A 19,997-nucleotide genomic window follows, 5' to 3' on the forward strand; every position below is an offset into this window, starting at 1 on the left:
TCTCGGCCGTTTGTCGCAGCCTCGGGCCTCTTCCATAGGAGCGCGAACTGCGTCTATCTGGAAGCAACGCCGATCCGTTCGAGCTGAGACGTGCGAGTCCCGAAAGAATCGAAATCTGCGTCCTCGGGATCCGGACGTCGACGTGTGGACGCCCACCGCAGGTGTCGTCGAAATCTCTGGAGACGCACATGTCTATTCCACTGAAAATCTACATTACGCCATTTGCCGAGAAAGGTGTCGCCGAGCCGCAAAAATGGAGTGGCGAGGCCGCCAAGAAGGCACTGGATGTGGTCAATAAGATCTGGGCGAAGGCCAAGATCGCGTTCGTGATCAATGATTACGTGGAAGATAAACCGCTCGATATGGCGAAGAGCGCGCGCAACAATGATCAGCGCGTGCTGGATGTTCTCAGTTTCCGGCATGCTCCCGACAATGCGGTCCACATCTATCTCGTCAATCCGATAGTCAATCTCTCGGCTGGTGGCGGCTCGTATCTTCATAGCGATCCCGAGCCGGCAAGCTTTGTCCAATGGTATGGCAATGACTTTGCCAACGGACGCGCGTGGGCCCATGAACTTGGGCATTTGATGAGTCTCGACCACGTCGACGTAGATTACGCCGATGAGAAGCAGGCCGCCCTGCGCAGCAACTTGATGACGAAGGGATTGAGCGTGGGAAGCGATTTGACCGGTCAGCAGATAAGCACGGCCAAAGGTTCAAAACTGGTGAAGCGATTTGGCGGCTGACCTCGGAACTTCCTGCTGCCGCCTTCCATGAAACGGTTTACAGCCGGCCCGATCGCTCGTTCGCCCGCCAACCGCCGGAGAGACGCCATGCCCAAGGTCGACCTTGCAAACGTGCCGGAGCGCAAGGGGACCGGCTATCCGGCGGAGTTCGCGGCGCCGTGCGCCGAGCGGGTGCGGCAACGTCTCGGTGATGCCGGCGGGCTCGCCGACTTCGGTGTCAACCTGATGCGGCTGCCGCCCGGCAACTGGTCGAGCCAGCGCCACTGGCATTCGGATGAGGACGAGTTCGTCTATGTGCTCGCGGGCGAGGTGGTTCTGGTGGAGGACGGCGGCGAGACGGTGCTGCGGGCCGGCGATTGCGCGGCGTTTCCGAAGAACTCCGGCAACGGGCATCATCTGATCAACAGGTCGCAGATGACGGCGACCTATCTCGAGGTCGGCTCGCGCTCGCGCGCCGACGTCATCACCTGCTCCGACATCGACATGATGAGCCCGAGCTCCGACGGCCGCTTCCTGCACAAGGACGGCACGCCGTACGAATAGCCCCACCTGTCGCGCCGCGCACGAATCGGGCGTTGCGGATTGGCCGGCGAAGGACCAATGTTCCGGCGAGGAGCTTTGGTCGCCTCCATGGCGGAATGGTATTTTATCTGGGTCGATGGTCCGCGCGGACCCGAGCCGCAGAAATGGTCGTCGGATGCGCTGTGGGGCCAGCTAGCGCGTCAGGACGTGATCGTGCGTTTTCCCCTGACCGATCGCGAGGCCGAATTGTCGCTCGACCAGCTCGCAAGGCTGCACCCGGTGCCGCAGTGAGCTGCGCCGCAGTTTCCGTCGACGTTCGATCCGCCGGGTTGAACGTCAGACCGAAAGATCGAAGCCGGGCGTCGCGACCTCGGTCAGGAACGAGGCGACGAACATCTTGCCCAGCACGTGCTTGGCCGCCGGCGTGCCGGCCTTGAGCCGGCCGGCGCGTGTGGCCTCTGCGAGCTCGGCGAGCGTCGGTGCGGCAAGGCTCGTATCGGGTATGGTGCGCGGCGCCGTCGCGGATGCGCTGAGCAGCACGCCGGCATAGTAGAGCCGGGTGAGCGCGCGGACATGTGCGAACCGTGCGCGGAGCGGCTCGTCGAGCGGGCGGCCGAGCCAGGCACGATGCAAGATGCTTTCCAGCTCCGGCGTCCGCGCCAGGCTATCGCCGACAATCGCAAGATCGACCAGCGGATCGGTGCGATAGAACGGATTCCCAGTCGATCATCCAGAGCCTGTTGCCGTCGAACAGGATGTTGGCGGGGAGCGAGTCGTTGTGGCTCGACACCGAGTTGGCCTCATCCCAGGCATAGGCCGCGCGGATGCGCGCGAGGTGCGCGTTGCAGCGCTCAAGCACGCCGGGCGCGAACAGGCCGGTGCGGCCGACATGGGCCCAGAGCCGGGCCACGATGTCGGGGTAGCGCACGAAAGCGGGAAAGGTCGGCGTCGCCTGCAGGCGCGCCAGCAATTCGCCGAGCGCCTTCGCCAGCGCCGGCAGGCCGCCGGGATAGCGGCCGAGCGGCTGCCGCTGCACAAAATCCATCACCGCGACGCGCGAGGCCTCGTCGACATGATGGAGTCGCGGCGCGATGCCGGCCTCGGCGGCGATCCTGAGCGACACATACTGAAACGGATTGCGCAGCGGGTTCGGCATTCCTTCGAATTCGGAGCAAATCATTCTCGCCGCCTGCATCGATCCGGAACAATTGCGCCGACGTTGCGCCGCCCGAGACCGAACTGACCGCGTCGATCGCCGCGGTGCCGATCACCTGACGCAGTGCGGCATGTGCTGCGTCGCGCTGTGCCGGCGGAAGTTTATCGAGCACTCATGCGCAGGAAGTTAGCATGGCCGCTATGCGTGCCCAAAATCGCGTTGATGCAGCGTTCGCGATCTATTGCTGGCAGCGCACGACGAAGCATGAAACAATGCTACAAAAATCATGTTGGGAGAGAACTTGATGTCGTTCGAGCGGGAGTTGCATTGCGCCGTTGCGTGCCGATCATGGATCGCGTTGCCATTATTCTGCCTGATCAGCACGTTCGGAGTGGTGCATAACGCCGCCGCGAACGAGTCCTTGCAGATTGTGGACGCGCGCGTGCCGGCGGTCGACAAAGCGGGCGGGGACCTACCGTTGACGATGACGATCAAGAACGAGGCCGACAGCGCCGATGCGCTGCTTCGTGTCCGCTGCCCGGTTGCGAATTTTTCCGAGCGTCATACTGTGGATCGCGGCGAAGGCGCACCGGCGATGCGCTCGATATCCAATATACCAGTGCCGGCAAAGGCAATGCTCGAGCTGAAGCGTGACGGTTATCACGTCATGCTGCTGCAGATGCGTCAGGCGCTCACGCCGGGCGAGACCTTCAAATGCGCGATCGTTTTTCAGAAAGCAGGCACCATCGAGACGGAGGTACAGGTCCAGAAGTGACCTCACACAAGTGACCCAACAAGACGGCGGGTGGTGCACAGCCATGCGCCGGGACTCAAGGCTTCTCGCGTGATCGCCCGTGTGTGACGGGCGGTTCGATCAATGAAGAATGCTAGATCCGGAGGAAATGAACTCATGACAAGGTTGAATTGGGTAAAGTCGCATATCCTCGCCGCGGCAGTAGCATCCGCAGCGACCTTCGCGGGCTCTTTCGCGCTCGCCGACGATGTCGGCCAGGACCGTCTGCTCAATGCTGACAAGGAAGCAGGCAACTGGCTGCACCACCACAAGAACTATTCGGCGACGCGCTTCTCGTCGCTGGCCGATATCAACAAGGACAACGTCAAGAACCTCAAGGTCGCCTGGACCATGCATCTCGGCGGCGTCGAGGGCGGCGGAATCTGGTCGCATGGCGGCCTGGAGGGGACGCCGATCGTCGAGAACGGCTTCATGTACGTCACCGACGGCTGGGGTTCGGTCTACAAGATCGATGCGCATGGCGGCAAAGGCGTGCTGCTCTGGAAGATGGATCCGAAGACCGACCATGACTGGGCCGGCGCAGTCGCCTGCTGCGGCGTCGACAACCGCGGCGTCGCATTGTGGGGCAACCTCGTCGTCTCGCACACGCTCGACGGCCGCCTGATCGCGACCAACAAGGAGACCGGGCAGGTCGCCTGGCAGCGCCAGGTCGCCGATCCCGACAAGGGCGAGGTGATCACCGGCGCACCGCTGATCGTCAAGGACATGGCGATCACGGGCGTGGCCGGCGCCGAATACGGCATTCGCGGCTGGATCGCGGCGACCGACCTGAAGAGCCAGAAGGAAGTGTGGCGCACCCACACGATCCCGGGCAAGGACGAGGCGGGTCACGAGACCTGGAAGGACGACAAGGACGCCAAGGCGAGCGGCGGCGGATCGACCTGGGTCACCGGCAGCTTTGACCCCTCGACCAACACCATCGTCTGGGGCGTCGGCAATCCCGGACCGGACTGGGACAACGAGTATCGGCCCGGCGACAACCTCTACACCGACTCCTCGCTTGGTCTCGATGCCGACACCGGCAAGATCAAGTGGCACTACCAGCACACGCCGAACGATCCCTACGACTATGACAGCGTGGCGGAGAACGTGCTGGTCGACGTCCCCGGTCCGAACAACACGACGCAGAAGCTCGCGCTCGAGGCCGACCGCAACGGCTTTGCCTACGCGATCGACCGCAACAGCGGCAAGTTCATCTGGGGTCTGCCGTTCGTCAAGAAGGTGACCTGGACCAAGGGTCTCGACCCCGAATCCGGCAAGCCGGTGGAGTATGATCCGAAGCAGGGCGTGCAGCGCTACAACGCGGCGGTGACGCCAAGCCGCACCAACAAGGTGACGGACATCTGCCCCGGCAACATGGGCGGCAAGAACTGGCCGCCGACCGCGTATAATCCGAACCTGAAGCTCTGGTACATCCCGGTGATCGAGAGCTGCAACCGGATCACGGTCGAGGAGACGACGCCGGACAAGTTGAAGAAGCGCGAGTTCTTCACGGGCGGCGGACCGAGCCAGCCGGTCAAGATCACCGGCAGCGTCACCGCGATCGACGTCACCACCGGCAAGGTGGCAGGGAAGGCGGAGACCGAATTCCCGAACCTCGGCGGCATCCTGGCGACGCCCGACCTCGTGTTCTCCGGACAGCCGTCCGGCGAGGTGATCGCCTATGACGCGAAATCGCTGCAGCAGCTCTGGCAGTTCAACACCGGCGGCGGCGTCAATGCGCCTCCGATGACGTTCTCGGTGGACGGCAAGCAGTATGTCGCGATCCTGGTCGGCCTCGGTGGTGCCTGGGACAAGTGGTTCATCGATGCCACGCCTGAGCTGAAGCGGATGCAGCCAGGCTCGATGCTCTACGTGTTCGCCCTTTGACGTCGCAGCGCGGGAGGCCTCTCACCGAGGCCTCCCGCGTCGATTTGGCTGAGAAAGACAAGAAACAAGACGAATGAAAAAAATATCGCTGGTTGGCGCGTGGCTCGGCTGCGCGCTGGTGATGGGATTTATCGGTACCGCGCAAGCGCAGTCGGCGAGCGATCCGACCGATGCGGGCAAGGCGGTGTTCAAGCGCGGCAATTGCGTCGGCTGCCACAAATGGCACGGCAATGGCGGCGGCGGCTATGGCGGCGACGCGCTGTCGCTGCGCAAGACCGAGCTGACCCGCGAGCAGATCATCGAGACCGTGACGTGCGGGCGGCCGGGCACCGGCATGCCGTTCTTCGTCCGCGGCTCCTACGACACCACGAAATGCTACGAGATGACCCGGCAGGACGTCGCGGACCGCATGCCGCCCGAAGCGAATGTGTTCCTGCGGCCGAACGAGATCGAGGCCGTCGCCGATTACGTGCTTGCCCGCGTCAAGGGCAAGGGCGAGCCGACCTACGATGAATGCATCGCGTTCTTCGGCGATGGCTCGCGGGTCTGCAACATCTACAAGGAGGCCGGCCACGCCGCCGCGCCGTCCGATCAGAGCGAGAAGGCAAAGCCATGAGCAAGCAAGGATCGGCAATCCGTGGCTTGGCCTTCGCTGTCACCGTCACGGCAGCGGTGCCGGCGATGGCGACCGCGGGAGACCTGCGCGACATCAGCGTCGGAATGGCGATCAGCAGCGTGCCGGACGCGGGCTACATCAACCTGACTTGCGTCGGCGAGAAGACCCACAGATTGGCTGACTGGGCGCAATGGCAGGCTTGCCAAGCCGGACGGGATCAGCTGCGCGGCATCCGCTTCGAGTACGATCGCGAGAGTGGGCGGGAAGGCACCATGGTCGGCGGCCATCCCGCGATCCTCACCGTCATGATCGACAAGGACGCCAAGATCGCGGCGCTGATGATCGAGACCGATCCGAAGGCGCGGCTCTATCTGCGCAAGAAGGCCTTCCTGCTCGGCCTGCAGGCGAGGTCGCGCTATGGCGAGGACGGCTGGACCTGTTCCAAGGCACAGCCGGGCGCCGACAAGCAGGAGGTCGGCGGCGTATTTGTCGACGAGAAATGCACCAAGACGATCGACGGCCGCACGGTCGAGATCGAGCGCCATCTCTACCGCGAGCCGAACAAGGAGCTCAAGGACATGACCGACGAGACCCGCATCACGATCCGCCGCGCCGGGTCCTGAGCTGCAAACTGAAATAGCCAAATTTCAGCTGCCTAACTGATCTAAAATGACTCTCTTTCTTTTCGTCATGGCCGGGCTTGTCCCGGCCATCCACGTCTTTTCTTACGCGATTACAGCGAAGACGTGGATGCCCGGCACAAGGCCGGGCATGACGGAGCTAGTCTAATGCCGCGCCAGCAGCACCACGACGATCAGGGCCAGGATCGCGCATAGCACCTTCCAGAAGGTCACGGGATCGCGGTCGTGCAGCGATTTGCGGGTGGTGACGGCGGGGCCGGCCCAGGTCGCGCCGTTTTCCAGTTCGTGCGCGAACTCGATGGCGTCGCCAAAACGTTGCGCGGGGTCGACGCTGAGCGCCTTGCCGATCACCGCGTCGAGCCAGGCCGGCAGGTCCGGCCGGTAGCGCGATAGCGGCGCCGGCTTGCCGAAGCGAGGCCGCGAGAACGGTTCGATCTCGCCGAACGGATAGTTCGCGGTGAACATGCGATAGACCGTGACGCCGAGCGCGAACAGGTCGGAGGCCTCGTCACCGGCCTTGCCGCCGAACAGTTCGGGCGCCATGTAGCTCGCGGTGCCCGGAATGTCCTCGGCGGGAAAATCCTCCAGCAGCGGCACCCGCGCGACGCCGAGGTCGACAAGGCGCAACCCGCCGTCCTTCAGCAAGATCACGTTGTCCGGCTTGATGTCGCGATGGATGATGCCGGCGCGGTGCAGCGCGGTGACCGCGCGCACCAGCTTGGTTGCGATCGCGATGCCGTCGGTGAGCGACAGCCGCGGCGCGCGGCCAAGCCGCTGCTCCAGTGTTTCGCCCTGGTAGAGCGGCATCGCCGAATAGAGCCTGGTCTGCCGCTCCGCTGGCACCTCGATGATTTCGCCGATCCAGAGGCTGCGCACACGCGCGGCGACCCAGGCCTCGCGCACGAAGGCGAGGCGGTAGGAGCCTTCGCTCGCGACCCGCGGATGTGGAAACTTCAGCACCACTTCGCGGCCGGCGCGCTTGTCGATCGCCTTGAACAGGCGGCTGTAGCGCCCGTCGGACAAGACGTCGCCGAGGCTGAAATCGTCGATCGTATCGCCGGTCACCGGCAAATCGAGGATCGGCAGCGTCGCGATCGCGTGGGTGAGATCGTCGCGGTCCGCCGGCGGCAGGTCGACGACGTCGAGCACCAGTGCGGTCGTGTTGTCGCTGCTGCCGGCCGCGAGGGCGGCGTCGACGATGCTGCGCGCGGACTCGTCAGGCGGCGTGCGTTCCTCCAGCAATTGCTGGAGGCGCAAATCGCCGAGCGCGCCGTGAACCCCGTCGCTGCAGATCAGCAGGCGATCATGTTGCCGGAGCCCGAGGGACGTGTAGTCGAAGCGGGCGAACTCCTCGAAACCGATGGCGCGGCTCAGCATGTGGGCGAGGTCACCGCGGCCGGCGATATGGTCCTGCGTCAGGCGTTCCAGGCGGCCGTCGCTCAGGCGATAGGCACGGGTGTCGCCGATATGGATCACATGGCATTGCCGCCGTGACAGGATGATCGAGGAGAACGCGCAGGCCATGCCGCTGCGCGCGGCATCGACGCGGCCCTGGCCGTAGATCCAGCTGTTGGCGGCTTCCAGCGCCCGCGCGGCGCGGCGGCGGACACCGAGCGTCTCGGGCAACGAATAATAGGCGTCGATGAAGCTGCGGACCGCAACCTCCGCGGCCTCGCGCCCGCCCTTGTGGCCGCCGACGCCGTCGGCGACCGCGGCGACCACATCGCGATGCAGCGTGCCCGGCTGGCCCAAGCAGGCCGCGACATAATCCTCATTGGCGGCGCGCTTGCCGGTCTCGCTGGCAAAGCCGACGCGCACCCCCAAGTCCCGTTGCGAACCGTTCGCCACGTCCGGGTCCCGTCATGTTGCGGAGCGGAGTCCTCAGACGCGCGCTCCCGATACCGCGCCCCAGGTGGTGCGCCAGCGAACCTTGACCATGGCAAGTCCGATGAAGCCAAGCAACGCCAGCCCGCCGAAGAACAGGAAGCCGGCGCCGAAGCCGCCGGTCATGCCCTTGGCGGCGCCGAGCGTCTGGGCGAGGAAGAAGCCGCCGACGCCGCCGGCGCAACCGACCAGCCCGGTCATCAGGCCGATCTCGTGACGGAAGCGCAGCGGGATCAGCTGGAATACCGCGCCGTTGCCCATGCCGAGCGCCAGCACGCCGATCGAGAACAGCAGCACCGAGATCCAGGCGATGCGCGGCAGTTCGGTCAACGCCCAACCGGCCTGCGTCGGCGCCGTCGGGCCCTCCGGCATGAAGGCAATGACGAGATAGGCCGCGACCACGACACCGAACAGGATCGACAGCGAACGAATGCCGCCGATCCGGTCGGCGATCATGCCGCCGACGGGACGGAATCCCGAGCCGAACGCGACGATCAGCGCGACCAGCATGCCCGCCGCGACGCCGGAGACATGATACTGCACGGTGAAATAGAGCGGCAGCGCGTTGGCGAGGCCGACGAAGCCGCCGAAGGTGATGAAGTAGAAGAACATGAACCAGCGGCTGTCGGAATCCTTCAGCAGTGCGCCGTAGGCATGCAGCGAGACCTTCTTGCGCTCGCCCGGCGCGTCCTTGGCTGCGACCGCGTAATAGGCGAGCACCATCAGCATCGGGATAAGCAGGCAGCCGAACACGGCCTGCCAGCCCCAATGCTCGGCAATGGTCGGCGCGAGCAGCGTGTCGAGCACGACGCCCATATTGCCGGCACCGGCAATCCCCATCACCACGCCCTGATATTGCGGCGGATACCAGCGGCTCGCCTGGGGCAGGGCGACGGCGAACGAGGCGCCGCCGACGCCGAGCGCAAGCCCGAACAGCTCGATCGCGAGCTTGCTGGTCAGCCCGAAGTGCCACACCGCAGCAGTCGCGGCGATCACGACGAGCTGGGCGATGATGCCGGTGCGCTTGGCGCCGATGATGTCGGCGAGAATGCCCATCGGCACGCGCAGCAGCGCGCCGGCCAGCACGGGAATGGCGACCAGGGTGAACTTCTCGTTCACGGCCAGATTCATGTCTCGCGCGATGTAGACGATCAGCGGTCCGAGCGCGACCCACGCCATGAAACTGATGTCGAAGTACAGGAACGCGGCAAGCAGTGTCGGCCAGTGACCTGCCTTCTTGAACTCGGCTAGCTTCATCGCAAGCATCTCGCGTTGATGCGGCGGAGGCAGCCGCGAAAGCGCGGCCATCTCAGGCGCAGACAAGTGGAATGTTGGTGAATGGGAGTGCGCTCGTCGTTGAGACGCACTCCGTCAACAGCTGTGGTCAGCAATTACCGTGCCATCGATTAGGTCGTGTCGCTTTGCCGTGCAGTCGCAAGACGTTGCCGCGCAATCGCGAACAGCGTTCCGCCGCCGCGCGTGGCGTGGCGTGCGGCAAGTGCCGCCGCGCAGACGTGCACGCTGGTGCTTTTTTGTGCGATGCGCCAAGTCCCTGCGATCGCGCATCAAATGCGATTTCGCGATCGCATCGCGGCCGGCGATGCTGTGATGCACAAGAGATCATCGGCGTGGCTAAAATTTCGGCCGGCTGTCGGCGCGGCGCGCGGACCGGTGGATTTTGATCGGCCGGAAACCTTTTGATTTTGCAGCCGGATTAGCCCGCCACGAGTTGGCACGCGTTTTGAATATCAATCAATAACGGAACATCGGTCGTCATCGAAGACGGTCTGCGCCCGCGGCTGGGCTTCCTACAACTCCAAACCTTTATCGGTGCCCATCAACGACGCACGCCGCGTCGCTGCGCAGCGCCGTCGGAATTGAAAGGCAGACCATGCTCGACAAAGTGACCAAGCAGAAGCTCGTGGTGATCGGCAACGGGATGGCCGGCATCCGGACGGTCGAGGCGCTGCTGGAGCGCGCGCCCGATCTCTACGACATCACGGTGTTCGGCTCCGAGCCCTACGGCAATTACAACCGCATCCTGCTGTCGCCGGTGCTCGCCGGCGAGAAGACCGTCGACGACATCATGCTCAACACCGTCGACTGGTACGAGGACAACAACATCACGCTGCGCAAGGGCGAGACGATCACCATGATCGATCGCCGGACCTGCGAAGTCGTCACCGAGGCCGGCGAGCGGGTGCCCTATGACCGCCTCTTGATCGCGACGGGCTCAAACCCGATCATGCTGCCGCTGCCGGGCAAGGACCTGCCGGGCGTGATCGGCTTCCGCGACATCTATGACGTCGATCGCATGATCAAGGCCTCGACCGACTATCGCAACGCGGTGGTGATCGGCGGCGGCCTGTTGGGCCTCGAGGCCGCCAATGGGCTGATGAAGCGCGGCATGAACGTCACGGTCGTGCATCTGCTCGACACGCTGATGGAGCGTCAGCTCGATCCGGTGGCCGGCGGCCTGTTGCGCAAGTCGCTGGAAGAGCGCGGCATGGTGTTCAAGATGCCGGCGCAGACCCAGGCCATCCTGGGCGAGGACCGCGTCACCGGCGTGCGGTTCGGCGACGGCACCGAGCTGCCGGCCGATCTCGTGGTGATGGCGGTCGGCATCCGTCCGAATTTTGAGCTCGCCAAGAAGGCCGGGCTCTACTGCGAGCGCGGCATCGTCGTTTCCGACACCATGCAGACCTATGACGGCCGCATCTACGCGGTCGGCGAGTGCGTGCAGCACCGCCGCCAGACCTACGGTCTCGTCGCGCCGCTGTTCGACCAGGCCAAGGTCTGCGCCAACCACCTCGCGATGAAGGGGTTTGCCACCTATGACGGCTCGGTCACCTCGACCAAGCTGAAGGTCACCGGCATCGACCTGTTCTCCGCCGGCGACTTCGCGCCGGGGCCGGACAAGGAGGAGATCGTGCTGCAGGACGCCAACCGCGGCGTCTACAAGCGCATCATCCTGAAGGACAAGAAGATCGTCGGCGCCGTGCTCTATGGCGACACCATCGACGGCCCCTGGTACTTCCAGCACCTGCGTGACGGCACCGACGTCTCGCATATGCGCGAGCGCCTGGTGTTCGGCGCCGCCAATCTCGGCGATGGCGGCGTCAGCGGCCAGAGCTCGGTTGCCGCGATGAGCGACGAGACCGAGATCTGCGGCTGCAACGGCGTCTGCAAAGGTGCCATCGTCAAGGCGATCAGCGAGAAGAAGCTGTTCACGCTCGACGACGTCCGCGCCCATACCAAGGCATCGTCGTCCTGCGGCTCCTGCACCGGCCTTGTCGAGCAGGTGCTGGCGTTCACGCTCGGCGGCGACTATTCGGCGGCGCCGAAGGTCAAGCCGCTGTGCAAATGCACCGATCACAGCCACGACGACGTTCGCCGCGTGATCGTCGAGCAGCAGCTCAAGACCATTCCCGCGGTCATGCGCTTCATGGAGTGGAAGACCCTGAACGGCTGCCACTCCTGCCGTCCGGCGCTGAATTACTATCTGCTCGCGACCTGGCCCGGCGAATATCGCGACGACCAGCAGTCGCGCTTCATCAACGAGCGCGTCCACGCCAACATCCAGAAGGACGGCACCTATTCGGTCGTGCCGCGGATGTGGGGCGGCGTCACGACGCCGAGCGAGCTGCGCGCGATCGCCGACGTCGCCGAGAAGTTCAACATCCCGACGGTGAAGGTCACCGGCGGCCAGCGCATCGACCTGCTCGGCGTCAAGAAGGAGGACCTGCCGGCGGTGTGGGCCGACCTCAACGACGCCGGCATGGTGTCGGGCCACGCCTACGCCAAGGGCCTGCGCACGGTGAAGACCTGCGTCGGCTCCGAATGGTGTCGCTTCGGCACCCAGGATTCCACCGGCCTCGGCGTCAAGCTCGAGAAGTTCATGTGGGGCTCGTGGACGCCGGCCAAGGTCAAGCTCGGCGTCTCCGGCTGCCCGCGCAACTGCGCGGAAGCGACCTGCAAGGACGTCGGCGTGGTCTGCGTCGATTCCGGTTACGAGATCCATTTCGCCGGTGCCGCCGGACTGCACATCAAGGGCACCGAGTTCCTGACCAAGGTCGAGACCGAGGACGAATGCCTCGAGGTGATCGTGGCGCTGACCCAGTTCTACCGCGAGGAGGGCTGGTATCTCGAGCGCATGTACAAATGGTGCGACCGCGTCGGTCTCGAGCAGATCAGGAAGCGGGTGATCGACGACGTTGCGAACCGCAAGGCGCTGTTCGCCCGCTTTGCCTATTCGCAGCAGTTCGCGCAGACCGATCCGTGGGCCGAGCGTGCCAGCCGCGGCGTCGATCGCAACGAGTTCGCGCCTCTCGCCGAATTGGAGCTCGCATGACCCAGTGGATCGAAATCGGCGCATTGACCGACATTCCGCGGCTCGGCTCGCGCGTGGTGCGCACGCCGGGCGGTAACATCGCGGTGTTCCGGACCGAGAGCGACGAGGTGTTCGCGCTCGACGACCGCTGCCCGCACAAGGGCGGGCCGCTGTCGCAGGGCATCGTGCACAACAAGCGCGTGACCTGTCCGCTGCATAACTTCGTCATCGAGCTGGCGAGCGGGCAGGCGGTCGCGCCCGACGAAGGCTGCACGTATACCCACCCGGCCAAGGTCGAGAACGGCGTTGTCTGGCTGTCGGTGCGGCAGGCGGCGGCGGTGAGCTGAGCGGTCAGGCAATGTCCGTCAAGACCACGTGTCCCTATTGCGGTGTCGGCTGTGGCGTCATCGTGTCGAAAGACGCGGCGGGCGCCGTCCAGGTCGAGGGCGACAAGCAGCATCCGGCCAATTTCGGCCGGCTCTGCAGCAAGGGCTCGGCGCTCGCCGAGACCATCGATCTCGATGGGCGTCTGCTCGAGCCGATGGTGGACGGCGCGCCGGCGGCGTGGGACGACGCGCTCGATCGTGTCGCCGATGGCTTTAGCAGGATCATCAGGGAGCACGGGCCCGACGCGGTCGCGTTCTATGTTTCCGGCCAACTGCTGACCGAGGACTATTACGTCATCAACAAGCTCACCAAGGGCTTCGTCGGCACCGCCAATATCGACACCAATTCGCGGCTGTGCATGGCCTCCAGCGTCGCGGGGCACAAGCGCGCGTTCGGCAGCGACACCGTGCCGGGCTGCTATGAGGATCTCGAGCAGGCGGACTTACTCGTGCTGGTGGGCTCCAACGCCGCCTGGTGCCATCCGATCCTGCACCAGCGCATGCTGGCGGCGAAGGAGAAGAATCCGGCCTGCAAGATCGTGGTGATCGATCCGCGCCGCACCGCGACCTGCGAGGGCGCCGATCTGCATCTGCCGCTGCGCTCGGGCAGCGATTCCGTGCTGTTCAACGGCCTGTTCGCCTTTCTCGCCGGCAGCAACGCGGTCGACCGCGGCTTTGTCGGCAATTGCACGACGGGTGTGGTCGACGCGCTGAAGCAGGTCGGCGGCCAGACCGTGGCGCAGACCGCGGCGACCTGCGGCCTGACCGAAGGCGCGGTCGGGCTGTTCTTCGACTGGTTCACGCGCACCGAGCGCGTCGTCACGCTGTATTCGCAAGGCATCAACCAGTCGTCGAGCGGCGTCGACAAGGTCAACGCCATCATCAATTGCCATCTCTTGACTGGACGCATCGGCCGTCCCGGCATGGGGCCGTTCTCGCTGACCGGCCAGCCCAACGCGATGGGCGGCCGCGAGGTCGGCGGGCTCGCCAACCAGCTCGCCGCGCATATGGAGATCGAGAATCCCGCGCATCGCGAGCTGGTGCAGCGGTTCTGGCGTGCGCCAGTGATCGCGGAGAAGGCCGGGCTGAAAGCGGTCGACATGTTCGACGCGATCGCCGACGGCCGCATCAAGGCGGTGTGGATCATCTCGACCAATCCGGTGGTGAGCCTGCCGGATGCCGATCGCGCGCGCGCCGCGCTCGACGCCTGCGAGCTCGTCGTGGTGACGGATTGCATGCGCGACACCGACACCACGCGCCATGCCGACGTGCTGCTGCCGGCACTGGCGTGGGGCGAGAAGGACGGCACCGTCACCAATTCTGAGCGCCGGATCTCGCGGCAGCGGCCGTTTCTCGCAGCGCCGGGCGAGGCGCGCGCCGACTGGCGCATCATCTGCGACGTCGCCGCCCGGATGGGATATTCCGGCTTCGATTATGCCTCGGTGGCCGAGGTGTTCCGCGAGCACGCCGAACTGTCCGGCTTCGAGAATAGCGGCCGGCGCGATTTCGACATCTCGGCGCTGGCGGCGCTGGACGATACCGCCTATGACGCGCTGGCGCCGGTGCAGTGGCCGGTGACGTCGGACCATCCGGCCGGCACGTCGCGGATGTTCGAGAGCCAGCAATTCTTCACGCCGGACCGCAAGGCGCGCTTCGTACCGGTGGCGCCGCGCGCGGCGCGCCACGCCACCAGCCGCGACTTTCCCCTGGTGCTCAACACCGGCCGCGTGCGCGATCAGTGGCACACCATGACCCGGACCGGCAAAACCGGCCGGCTGCTGGCGCATGTGTTCGAGCCCTATGCCGAGTTTCACCCCGAGGATGCGCGGCAGGCCGGGCTGCAAAACGAGGGATTGGTGCTGCTGACCAGCAGCTGGGGCGAGATGATCGCGCGCGTCGTGGTCAGCGCCGACCAGCGCCGCGGCTGCGTGTTCGTGCCGATGCACTGGAACGCGGAGTTCGCCGGCGAGGGGCGCGTCAACGCGCTGGTCAATCCGGCGACAGATCCAGTGTCCGGCCAGCCGGAGTCCAAGCACACGCCGGTCAAGGCCGATCCCTATACGCCGAAATGGCACGCCTTCATCCTGAGCCGCGACGCGATCAGGCGTCCGGCAAGCGGCTATTGGGTTTACGGCAAGGCCGGTGATTGCACGCGGCTGGAGCTCGCGCTCGACACTCGCCCGGAGAGCTGGCGCGACTGGGCGAGGGCGCAGCTCGGCCTCGACGGTGTCGAGATCGAGTGGATCGCCTATCGCGATCCCGCGGCGGGACGCTTTCGCTACGCGGCGGTGCGCGACGGCGGGCTCGAGGGCTGCGTGTTCATCGCGCCCGATCACGCGCTGCCGTCGCGCGCCTGGCTGACCGGGCTGTTCGCCGAGCAGCAATTGTCGGCCAATGCGCGGATGTCGCTGCTCGCGGGAAGGCCGTTCGGCGCGGGCGAGGATGTCGGCCCGATCGTCTGCTCCTGTTTCAGCGTCGGACGGCACCAGATCACCGCCGAGATCAAAAAGGGCGCCGACAGCGTCGATGCGATCGGCCGCTGTCTGAAGGCCGGCACCAATTGCGGCGGCTGCAAGCCCGAGATCGGCAAGCTGATCGGCGCCACCGCGCAGCCGCGGCAGGCGATCGCGTCGTAGGTCGCCGCGCCAGGGCCCAGCCGAGAAATGCGCGATTCAAGATTGTTGCGGCGCAAATTGACCGTGAGCCCTATTTCTACGGCCGCAATTTCCTGATGTGATCTTCAATATTGCGAGCCAGTTTGCGGTTACCCCTGCTGAGGCGCGCCGTGCCGATCACCATCATGTCGTGACCAAAGCCATAGAACAGGAAGGACATTACATGCCTTCACGCCGTCATCTTCTGACCGGCGCCGTCGCGACCGGTGTCGCGCTGTCAATGCAACGCGCCACTGTAGCAGTCGCGCAGCAAAAACGAGTGATCGTCGATTCGCAGGTTCACCTGTGGCCGGCAAGCACTCCGGAGAGACCCTGGCTCCCCGGTGCCAAGCCGCAGCTCCCGGAGCCCTTCACCATCGAGCGAGTCATTCCACTGATGGACGAGGCTGGCGTCGATCGCGTTGTCATCGTTCCGCCAGTGTCGCTTGAAGGTGAGCGCATCGATTATGCCCAGGAGGCAGTCAGACGGTACCCGGGCCGCTTCGCCATCATGGCGCGTGTCGCCCTCGACAAGCCCGACCGCGCGGCACGGCTTGCGACTTGGCGCGACCAGCCCGGCGTACTGGGCGTGAGGTTGAACGTCGGCCCCGGCGAAGCGGCGTGGCTGACAGACGGAACCGCGGACTGGTTCTGGCCGGCGGCGGAGAAGGCCCGCCTGCCGGTGATGTTTCTCACTGAGGGGCAGACGTCGCTGTTCGCCCGCATCGCCGAGCGGCACCCGCAACTTACGCTCATCATCGATCACATGGGCGTCGGCGCGGGACTTCGCCCTCGTCCCGGCTCATCGGAAAACAACATGGTGCCGGAGGCTATCGTCCAGGCGGCCGCGCTCGCAAAATATGCGAATGTATCGGTGAAGTTGTCGTCGGTCCCGCTGATTTCGACTGAGCGATATCCATTCCGCGACGTGATCCCGCACATCCACCGCCTGTTCGACGCCTACGGCCCGGAGCGCTGCCACTGGGGGACCGATCTAACCAACTCATTCGCCCGGGCCACTTACCGGCAGCGCGTGACGCAATTCACCGAGGAGCTTCCGTTCCTCAGCGATAGCGACAAGGACTGGATCATGGGCCGCGCGATCCTGGCGCGGCTTCGCTGGACGTCGTCCTAGCAGCCGCGGCAGATGCTCTTCAGCTTGCTGTTGAGCAGGCGGTCCTCTTCGTCGGAGGCCGCCTTGGTGTAGGGGTCGTTGCCGTGGCGCTTGTCGTCGGCAAAACTGCCGGCGCCAGTGGCGCCGCCCACGTGCATGCCGTGCATCGCGTGCCCGCCGCCATGGCCGTGGCCGCCGCGCGCGTCCACCGCCGGCATCGCGACCGCAAGCAGCGTCAGCAGCAGCCCGACTGTCGTGATCGTCCGCATGTTTTCCTCCTCGTCGCGGCAAAATACCGCTGACGCTGAGGCAAATCGGTGTCGGTCATCTTCACAATTTCGCGTGGCGGCAATCGGAGCCGCACCGCTCTGGCCCGCGATCCGGGCCGGCCGGTTCCGGCCAAATACCGCCGGTGCGCCGCACATAGGCCGCCCGGGGATGGCTTCATGCCGACAATGCAGTGCTCGTCACACCAAAATGGTGTATCGGCAGGCTTGAGCGCGCGCGGGCAGCGGCCCGGTGCGACCACAATCAAGATATCGCAAGATTTGGAGGAAGGTTCATGTCGGCTCTGCCACTCTCGGGCATCAAGATTCTCGACCTGACGCGGGTGCTCGCGGGCCCGCTGTCGGCCCAGATGCTGGCGGATCTCGGCGCCGAGGTGATCAAGATCGAGCGGCCCGGCGGCGGCGACGACGCCCGCGCCTTCGGCCCGCCCTATCTCACCGATCCCGAAGGCAAGCAGAACAACAACAACTCGTTCTACCTCTGCGCCAACCGCAACAAGAAGTCGGTCACCGTCAACATCGCCAAGCCGGAAGGGCAGGCGATCATCCGCGAGCTCGCCAAGACGGCCGACGTGATGATGGAGAACTACAAGGTCGGCGACCTCAAGCGTTACGGTCTCGACTACGAGACCATCAAGCAGCTCAACCCCGGTATCATCTATTGCTCGGTGACAGGTTTCGGCCAGACCGGACCTTACGCGCCGCGCGCGGGCTATGATGCGATCCTGCAGGCGATGGGCGGCCTGATGAGCGTCACCGGCCATATCGACGGCGAGCCCGGCGAGGGCCCGATGAAGGTCGGCCCCTCGATCGTCGACTACATGACCGGCATGAACACCTCGATCGGCATCCTCTCGGCGCTCTACCATCGCGACGCCAACAACGGGGAAGGACAGCATATCGACGTCTGCCTGTTCGACACGGTGATCGCATCGCTGTCGCACTGGCTGCAGATCTACCTCGTCAATGGCAAGACCCCGCCGCGCCGCGGCACCTGGGGCAATGGCGGCATGCCGGCCGGCGTGTTCCGCTGCACTGATGGCGAGCTGATGCTGGTGGTCGGCAATGACGGCCAGTTCCAGCGCACCTGCGCCGTGCTCGGCGAGCCCGAGCTCGCGAACGACAAGCGCTTCGTCAAGAACAACGACCGCGTCGTGCACGGCAAGGAGATCATGGCGATCTTCGCCGGGCTGTTCCTGAAGCATCCGGTGGCCTACTGGCTGGAGAAGCTCGAGGAGGCCGGCGTGCCGTCGGGCCCGATCAACAATTTCGAGCAGGTGTTCAGCGATCCGCACGTGCAGTCGCGCGGCATGCGGGTCAAGGTCGACCATCCCTTCGAGCCGAACCTGTCGCTGATCCGCAACGCGCTGACCTTCTCGGGCACGCCGATCACCGAATACCGCGCCCCGCCGCTGTTGGGGGCCGACACCAAGGAGATCCTGGCGACCATCGGCTATGACGACGCCAAGGTCGAGGGACTGAAGGCGCAGGGGATTCTGTAGGCACTGACTTCGAGGCCGCGGGCGGTGGAGTTTCTCCGTCATCCTGAGGTGCGAGCTCTTGCGAGCCTCGAAGGATGAACGGCCCCGCTGGTGGCCGTCGACCCTTCGAGACGCGCGCAAGGGCGCGCTCCTCAGGGGTGACGGGACCAGGGTCGTCATTCCGCAACAACACTTCGACCAGCATCGAAGCATCATTGACATCCGCCTGCTAGGTTGGCGCCCTCGATCCTCATCGAAGGTGCCAATCATGAAACGTGAAGTGGTCCGCGTCGAACCGATCTCGAGTTGGCTGGAGCGCTGGAAGGCGCCGGCATCGCCGGTGACCCGGGCCGGCAACATGGTGTTCGTCTCCGGCCTGCCGCCGTTCGATCCCGCGACCGGCGAGTTCGCCGCCGGCGCGTCGATCGAGCGGCAAAGCGAGCTGGTCATGGAGCAGCTCAAGCAATGCCTCGAGGCGGCCGGCGCCACGCTCGACAATGTGATGAAGTGCAACGTGTTCTGCACTTCGGCAAAGCACTTCACAACCTTCAATGCAGTCTATGCAAGGTACTTCCCGCACCAGCCGCCGGCGCGGATCTTCGTCTGCATCCCGGAATGGACCGGGCCGTTCGACCTCGAGATCGACTGCATCGCGATGGTGTAAGGGCAGAGCGCCGCAGCGGCGCCCTCGCTTCACAAATCCTGCCGCGTCAGCCGCCCGTGCATCGCGACCGGTCGCGGCGCCGGCTTGCTCGGCACGTCGCCCATCGTCAGCGCCATCACCGAGACCGTGACCACGCGATCGATGATGCCGCGGACGTCGTCCAGATCGCATTTGCCTTCCGACAGCCGCAGCAGGCGTTCCTTCTCGCGGATGGTGTGGTGCGCCATCGCGAGCGCGAAGTGCAGGCCCCAATAGAGCTCGGTGTCGCTGCTGGCCGGCATCGCGCGGCGCATCGCCGCGGCGAACTTGCGCAGGTGATCGACCTCGCGATTCTTGATGCGGCGGATCGGCGGCACGGATTCGATCGAGGCGCGGATCATGAACCGCGCCGCGGTCGAGCCCTCGCGATCCGGCCCGAGGCAGCCGCGCAGGGTGGGGCCGACGAGGGCGCGCATGATGTCCTCGATCGCGGCGCGGCCGCCGCCTTTTTCCTCCGCCGCCCGCAGTTCGTTGAGGCGCTCGCGGTTGGTCTGGATGCTGCGGGTGACGAACAGCTCCGCGATCAATTCGTCCTTGGAGCCGAAATGATAGTTCACCGCCGCGAGGTTGACGTTCGCTTCCGCGACGATGTCGCGCAGCGTGACGTCGCCGAAGCCGCGGTCGGCATAGAGCCGCTCGGCGGCGGCGAGAATGGCGGATCGGGTCTGGTCGCTGGCCATGGCTGAGAGCCTCCGGTCATTCCGGGGCGATGCGCAGCATCGAACCCGGAATCTCGCTCCACAATTTCCGGATTCCGGGTTCAGCCCTGCGGGCTGCCCCGGAATGACGAACGC

The 19,997-nt window shown here is 65.3% G+C and carries 19 protein-coding genes; 13 read left to right on the forward strand and 6 right to left on the reverse strand.

Translation table 11 applies throughout. From position 1 onward, the window contains the following. Positions 1 to 188 precede the first annotated feature (188 nt). The 3 genes from ACVWZM_RS37040 (at position 189) to ACVWZM_RS37050 (ending at position 1,559) form a co-directional block, all read left to right on the forward strand. Positions 189 to 746 carry a zinc metalloprotease gene (locus ACVWZM_RS37040; RefSeq protein WP_057019579.1) on the forward strand — a complete coding sequence of 186 codons (558 nt, stop codon included), beginning with the start codon at positions 189 to 191 and terminating at the stop codon, positions 744 to 746. A gap of 87 nt (positions 747 to 833) precedes the next feature. Then, on the forward strand, positions 834 to 1,289 hold the full coding sequence (locus ACVWZM_RS37045; protein ID WP_253608187.1) for a cupin domain-containing protein: 456 nt from the start codon (positions 834 to 836) through the stop codon (positions 1,287 to 1,289). Positions 1,290 to 1,376: 87 nt separating this feature from the next. Next, on the forward strand, positions 1,377 to 1,559 hold the full coding sequence (locus tag ACVWZM_RS37050) for a hypothetical protein (RefSeq protein WP_456855834.1): 183 nt from the start codon (positions 1,377 to 1,379) through the stop codon (positions 1,557 to 1,559). Positions 1,560 to 1,604: 45 nt separating this feature from the next. On the opposite strand, the gene ACVWZM_RS37055 is transcribed toward ACVWZM_RS37050, so the two are convergent. Continuing rightward, a complete protein-coding gene (locus tag ACVWZM_RS37055) occupies positions 1,605 to 1,901 on the reverse strand; it encodes a hypothetical protein (protein ID WP_253639603.1) in 297 nt (98 codons plus the stop codon). Positions 1,902 to 1,932: 31 nt separating this feature from the next. After that, complete coding sequence (locus ACVWZM_RS37060) at positions 1,933 to 2,448, reverse strand: phosphotransferase (RefSeq protein ID WP_253639604.1); 516 nt, start codon at positions 2,446 to 2,448, stop codon at positions 1,933 to 1,935. A gap of 280 nt (positions 2,449 to 2,728) precedes the next feature. On the opposite strand from ACVWZM_RS37060, the gene ACVWZM_RS37065 reads away from it, so the two are divergent. The 4 genes from ACVWZM_RS37065 to ACVWZM_RS37080 all read left to right on the forward strand — a co-directional run bounded on the left by ACVWZM_RS37065 (position 2,729) and on the right by ACVWZM_RS37080 (position 6,346). Further along, positions 2,729 to 3,199: a copper chaperone PCu(A)C gene (locus tag ACVWZM_RS37065; protein WP_253639605.1), complete on the forward strand. Its 471-nt coding sequence runs from the start codon at positions 2,729 to 2,731 to the stop codon at positions 3,197 to 3,199. A gap of 135 nt (positions 3,200 to 3,334) precedes the next feature. Continuing rightward, a complete protein-coding gene (locus ACVWZM_RS37070) occupies positions 3,335 to 5,107 on the forward strand; it encodes a PQQ-dependent dehydrogenase, methanol/ethanol family (protein WP_253639606.1) in 1,773 nt (590 codons plus the stop codon). A gap of 121 nt (positions 5,108 to 5,228) precedes the next feature. Beyond that, positions 5,229 to 5,723 carry a c-type cytochrome gene (locus tag ACVWZM_RS37075; RefSeq protein ID WP_035631104.1) on the forward strand — a complete coding sequence of 165 codons (495 nt, stop codon included), beginning with the start codon at positions 5,229 to 5,231 and terminating at the stop codon, positions 5,721 to 5,723. Beyond that, positions 5,720 to 6,346 carry a hypothetical protein gene (locus ACVWZM_RS37080; RefSeq protein WP_456855835.1) on the forward strand — a complete coding sequence of 209 codons (627 nt, stop codon included), beginning with the start codon at positions 5,720 to 5,722 and terminating at the stop codon, positions 6,344 to 6,346. Before ACVWZM_RS37075 ends, ACVWZM_RS37080 begins: the two co-directional genes overlap by 4 nt. 162 nt (positions 6,347 to 6,508) lie before the next feature. On the opposite strand, the gene ACVWZM_RS37085 is transcribed toward ACVWZM_RS37080, so the two are convergent. Both ACVWZM_RS37085 and ACVWZM_RS37090 read right to left on the reverse strand, forming a co-directional pair. Then, entirely contained in the window at positions 6,509 to 8,212 is a 1,704-nt protein-coding gene (locus ACVWZM_RS37085; RefSeq protein ID WP_456855836.1) for a protein kinase domain-containing protein, read from the reverse strand. A gap of 33 nt (positions 8,213 to 8,245) precedes the next feature. Continuing rightward, complete coding sequence (locus ACVWZM_RS37090) at positions 8,246 to 9,505, reverse strand: MFS transporter (RefSeq protein WP_456785197.1); 1,260 nt, start codon at positions 9,503 to 9,505, stop codon at positions 8,246 to 8,248. A 634-nt stretch (positions 9,506 to 10,139) separates the two neighbouring features. Between ACVWZM_RS37090 and nirB the strand changes: the two genes are divergently transcribed. From nirB to ACVWZM_RS37110, 4 genes are all read left to right on the forward strand, one after another. Then, the gene (gene nirB, locus ACVWZM_RS37095; RefSeq protein ID WP_253639610.1) at positions 10,140 to 12,599 is read left to right on the forward strand and encodes a nitrite reductase large subunit NirB; all 2,460 of its coding nucleotides are present in this window, start codon (positions 10,140 to 10,142) and stop codon (positions 12,597 to 12,599) included. After that, positions 12,596 to 12,925, forward strand: a complete 330-nt coding sequence (gene nirD / locus ACVWZM_RS37100; protein ID WP_253639611.1) for a nitrite reductase small subunit NirD — start codon at positions 12,596 to 12,598, stop codon at positions 12,923 to 12,925. The genes nirB and nirD overlap by 4 nt, the downstream gene beginning before the upstream one ends. Before the next feature lie 11 nt (positions 12,926 to 12,936). Next, on the forward strand, positions 12,937 to 15,600 hold the full coding sequence (locus ACVWZM_RS37105; RefSeq protein WP_456855837.1) for a nitrate reductase: 2,664 nt from the start codon (positions 12,937 to 12,939) through the stop codon (positions 15,598 to 15,600). A 97-nt stretch (positions 15,601 to 15,697) separates the two neighbouring features. Next, the gene (locus ACVWZM_RS37110; protein WP_253639613.1) at positions 15,698 to 16,753 is read left to right on the forward strand and encodes an amidohydrolase family protein; all 1,056 of its coding nucleotides are present in this window, start codon (positions 15,698 to 15,700) and stop codon (positions 16,751 to 16,753) included. Here ACVWZM_RS37110 and ACVWZM_RS37115 read toward each other — a convergent pair. Continuing rightward, positions 16,750 to 17,001 carry a hypothetical protein gene (locus ACVWZM_RS37115; RefSeq protein ID WP_253639614.1) on the reverse strand — a complete coding sequence of 84 codons (252 nt, stop codon included), beginning with the start codon at positions 16,999 to 17,001 and terminating at the stop codon, positions 16,750 to 16,752. The genes ACVWZM_RS37110 and ACVWZM_RS37115 overlap by 4 nt on opposite strands. Positions 17,002 to 17,294: 293 nt before the next feature. Between ACVWZM_RS37115 and ACVWZM_RS37120 the strand changes: the two genes are divergently transcribed. Then, positions 17,295 to 18,521 carry a CaiB/BaiF CoA transferase family protein gene (locus tag ACVWZM_RS37120; RefSeq protein WP_229189315.1) on the forward strand — a complete coding sequence of 409 codons (1,227 nt, stop codon included), beginning with the start codon at positions 17,295 to 17,297 and terminating at the stop codon, positions 18,519 to 18,521. Positions 18,522 to 18,768: 247 nt separating this feature from the next. Beyond that, entirely contained in the window at positions 18,769 to 19,164 is a 396-nt protein-coding gene (locus tag ACVWZM_RS37125) for a RidA family protein (protein ID WP_456855838.1), read from the forward strand. 29 nt (positions 19,165 to 19,193) lie between these two features. On the opposite strand, the gene ACVWZM_RS37130 is transcribed toward ACVWZM_RS37125, so the two are convergent. After that, on the reverse strand, positions 19,194 to 19,883 hold the full coding sequence (locus ACVWZM_RS37130; protein ID WP_057019566.1) for a TetR/AcrR family transcriptional regulator: 690 nt from the start codon (positions 19,881 to 19,883) through the stop codon (positions 19,194 to 19,196). Positions 19,884 to 19,997: the final 114 nt, after the last annotated feature.

The sequence above is a fragment of the Bradyrhizobium sp. USDA 4501 genome (assembly GCF_054062115.1).

Excerpts from the sequence above, each read along its gene's own strand:
- ACVWZM_RS37120 (WP_229189315.1), top strand. The coding sequence starts at position 17,295 with ATGTCGGCTCTGCCACTCTCGGGCATCAAGATTCTCGACCTGACGCGG.
- ACVWZM_RS37125 (WP_456855838.1), top strand. The coding sequence starts at position 18,769 with ATGAAACGTGAAGTGGTCCGCGTCGAACCGATCTCGAGTTGGCTGGAG.
- ACVWZM_RS37070 (WP_253639606.1), top strand. The coding sequence starts at position 3,335 with ATGACAAGGTTGAATTGGGTAAAGTCGCATATCCTCGCCGCGGCAGTA.
- ACVWZM_RS37050 (WP_456855834.1), top strand. The coding sequence starts at position 1,377 with ATGGCGGAATGGTATTTTATCTGGGTCGATGGTCCGCGCGGACCCGAG.
- nirD (WP_253639611.1), top strand. The coding sequence starts at position 12,596 with ATGACCCAGTGGATCGAAATCGGCGCATTGACCGACATTCCGCGGCTC.
- ACVWZM_RS37065 (WP_253639605.1), top strand. The coding sequence starts at position 2,729 with ATGTCGTTCGAGCGGGAGTTGCATTGCGCCGTTGCGTGCCGATCATGG.
- ACVWZM_RS37115 (WP_253639614.1), bottom strand. The coding sequence starts at position 17,001 with ATGCGGACGATCACGACAGTCGGGCTGCTGCTGACGCTGCTTGCGGTC.
- ACVWZM_RS37060 (WP_253639604.1), bottom strand. The coding sequence starts at position 2,448 with ATGATTTGCTCCGAATTCGAAGGAATGCCGAACCCGCTGCGCAATCCG.
- ACVWZM_RS37045 (WP_253608187.1), top strand. The coding sequence starts at position 834 with ATGCCCAAGGTCGACCTTGCAAACGTGCCGGAGCGCAAGGGGACCGGC.
- ACVWZM_RS37105 (WP_456855837.1), top strand. The coding sequence starts at position 12,937 with ATGTCCGTCAAGACCACGTGTCCCTATTGCGGTGTCGGCTGTGGCGTC.
- ACVWZM_RS37080 (WP_456855835.1), top strand. The coding sequence starts at position 5,720 with ATGAGCAAGCAAGGATCGGCAATCCGTGGCTTGGCCTTCGCTGTCACC.
- nirB (WP_253639610.1), top strand. The coding sequence starts at position 10,140 with ATGCTCGACAAAGTGACCAAGCAGAAGCTCGTGGTGATCGGCAACGGG.
- ACVWZM_RS37130 (WP_057019566.1), bottom strand. The coding sequence starts at position 19,883 with ATGGCCAGCGACCAGACCCGATCCGCCATTCTCGCCGCCGCCGAGCGG.
- ACVWZM_RS37040 (WP_057019579.1), top strand. The coding sequence starts at position 189 with ATGTCTATTCCACTGAAAATCTACATTACGCCATTTGCCGAGAAAGGT.
- ACVWZM_RS37075 (WP_035631104.1), top strand. The coding sequence starts at position 5,229 with ATGGGATTTATCGGTACCGCGCAAGCGCAGTCGGCGAGCGATCCGACC.
- ACVWZM_RS37090 (WP_456785197.1), bottom strand. The coding sequence starts at position 9,505 with ATGAAGCTAGCCGAGTTCAAGAAGGCAGGTCACTGGCCGACACTGCTT.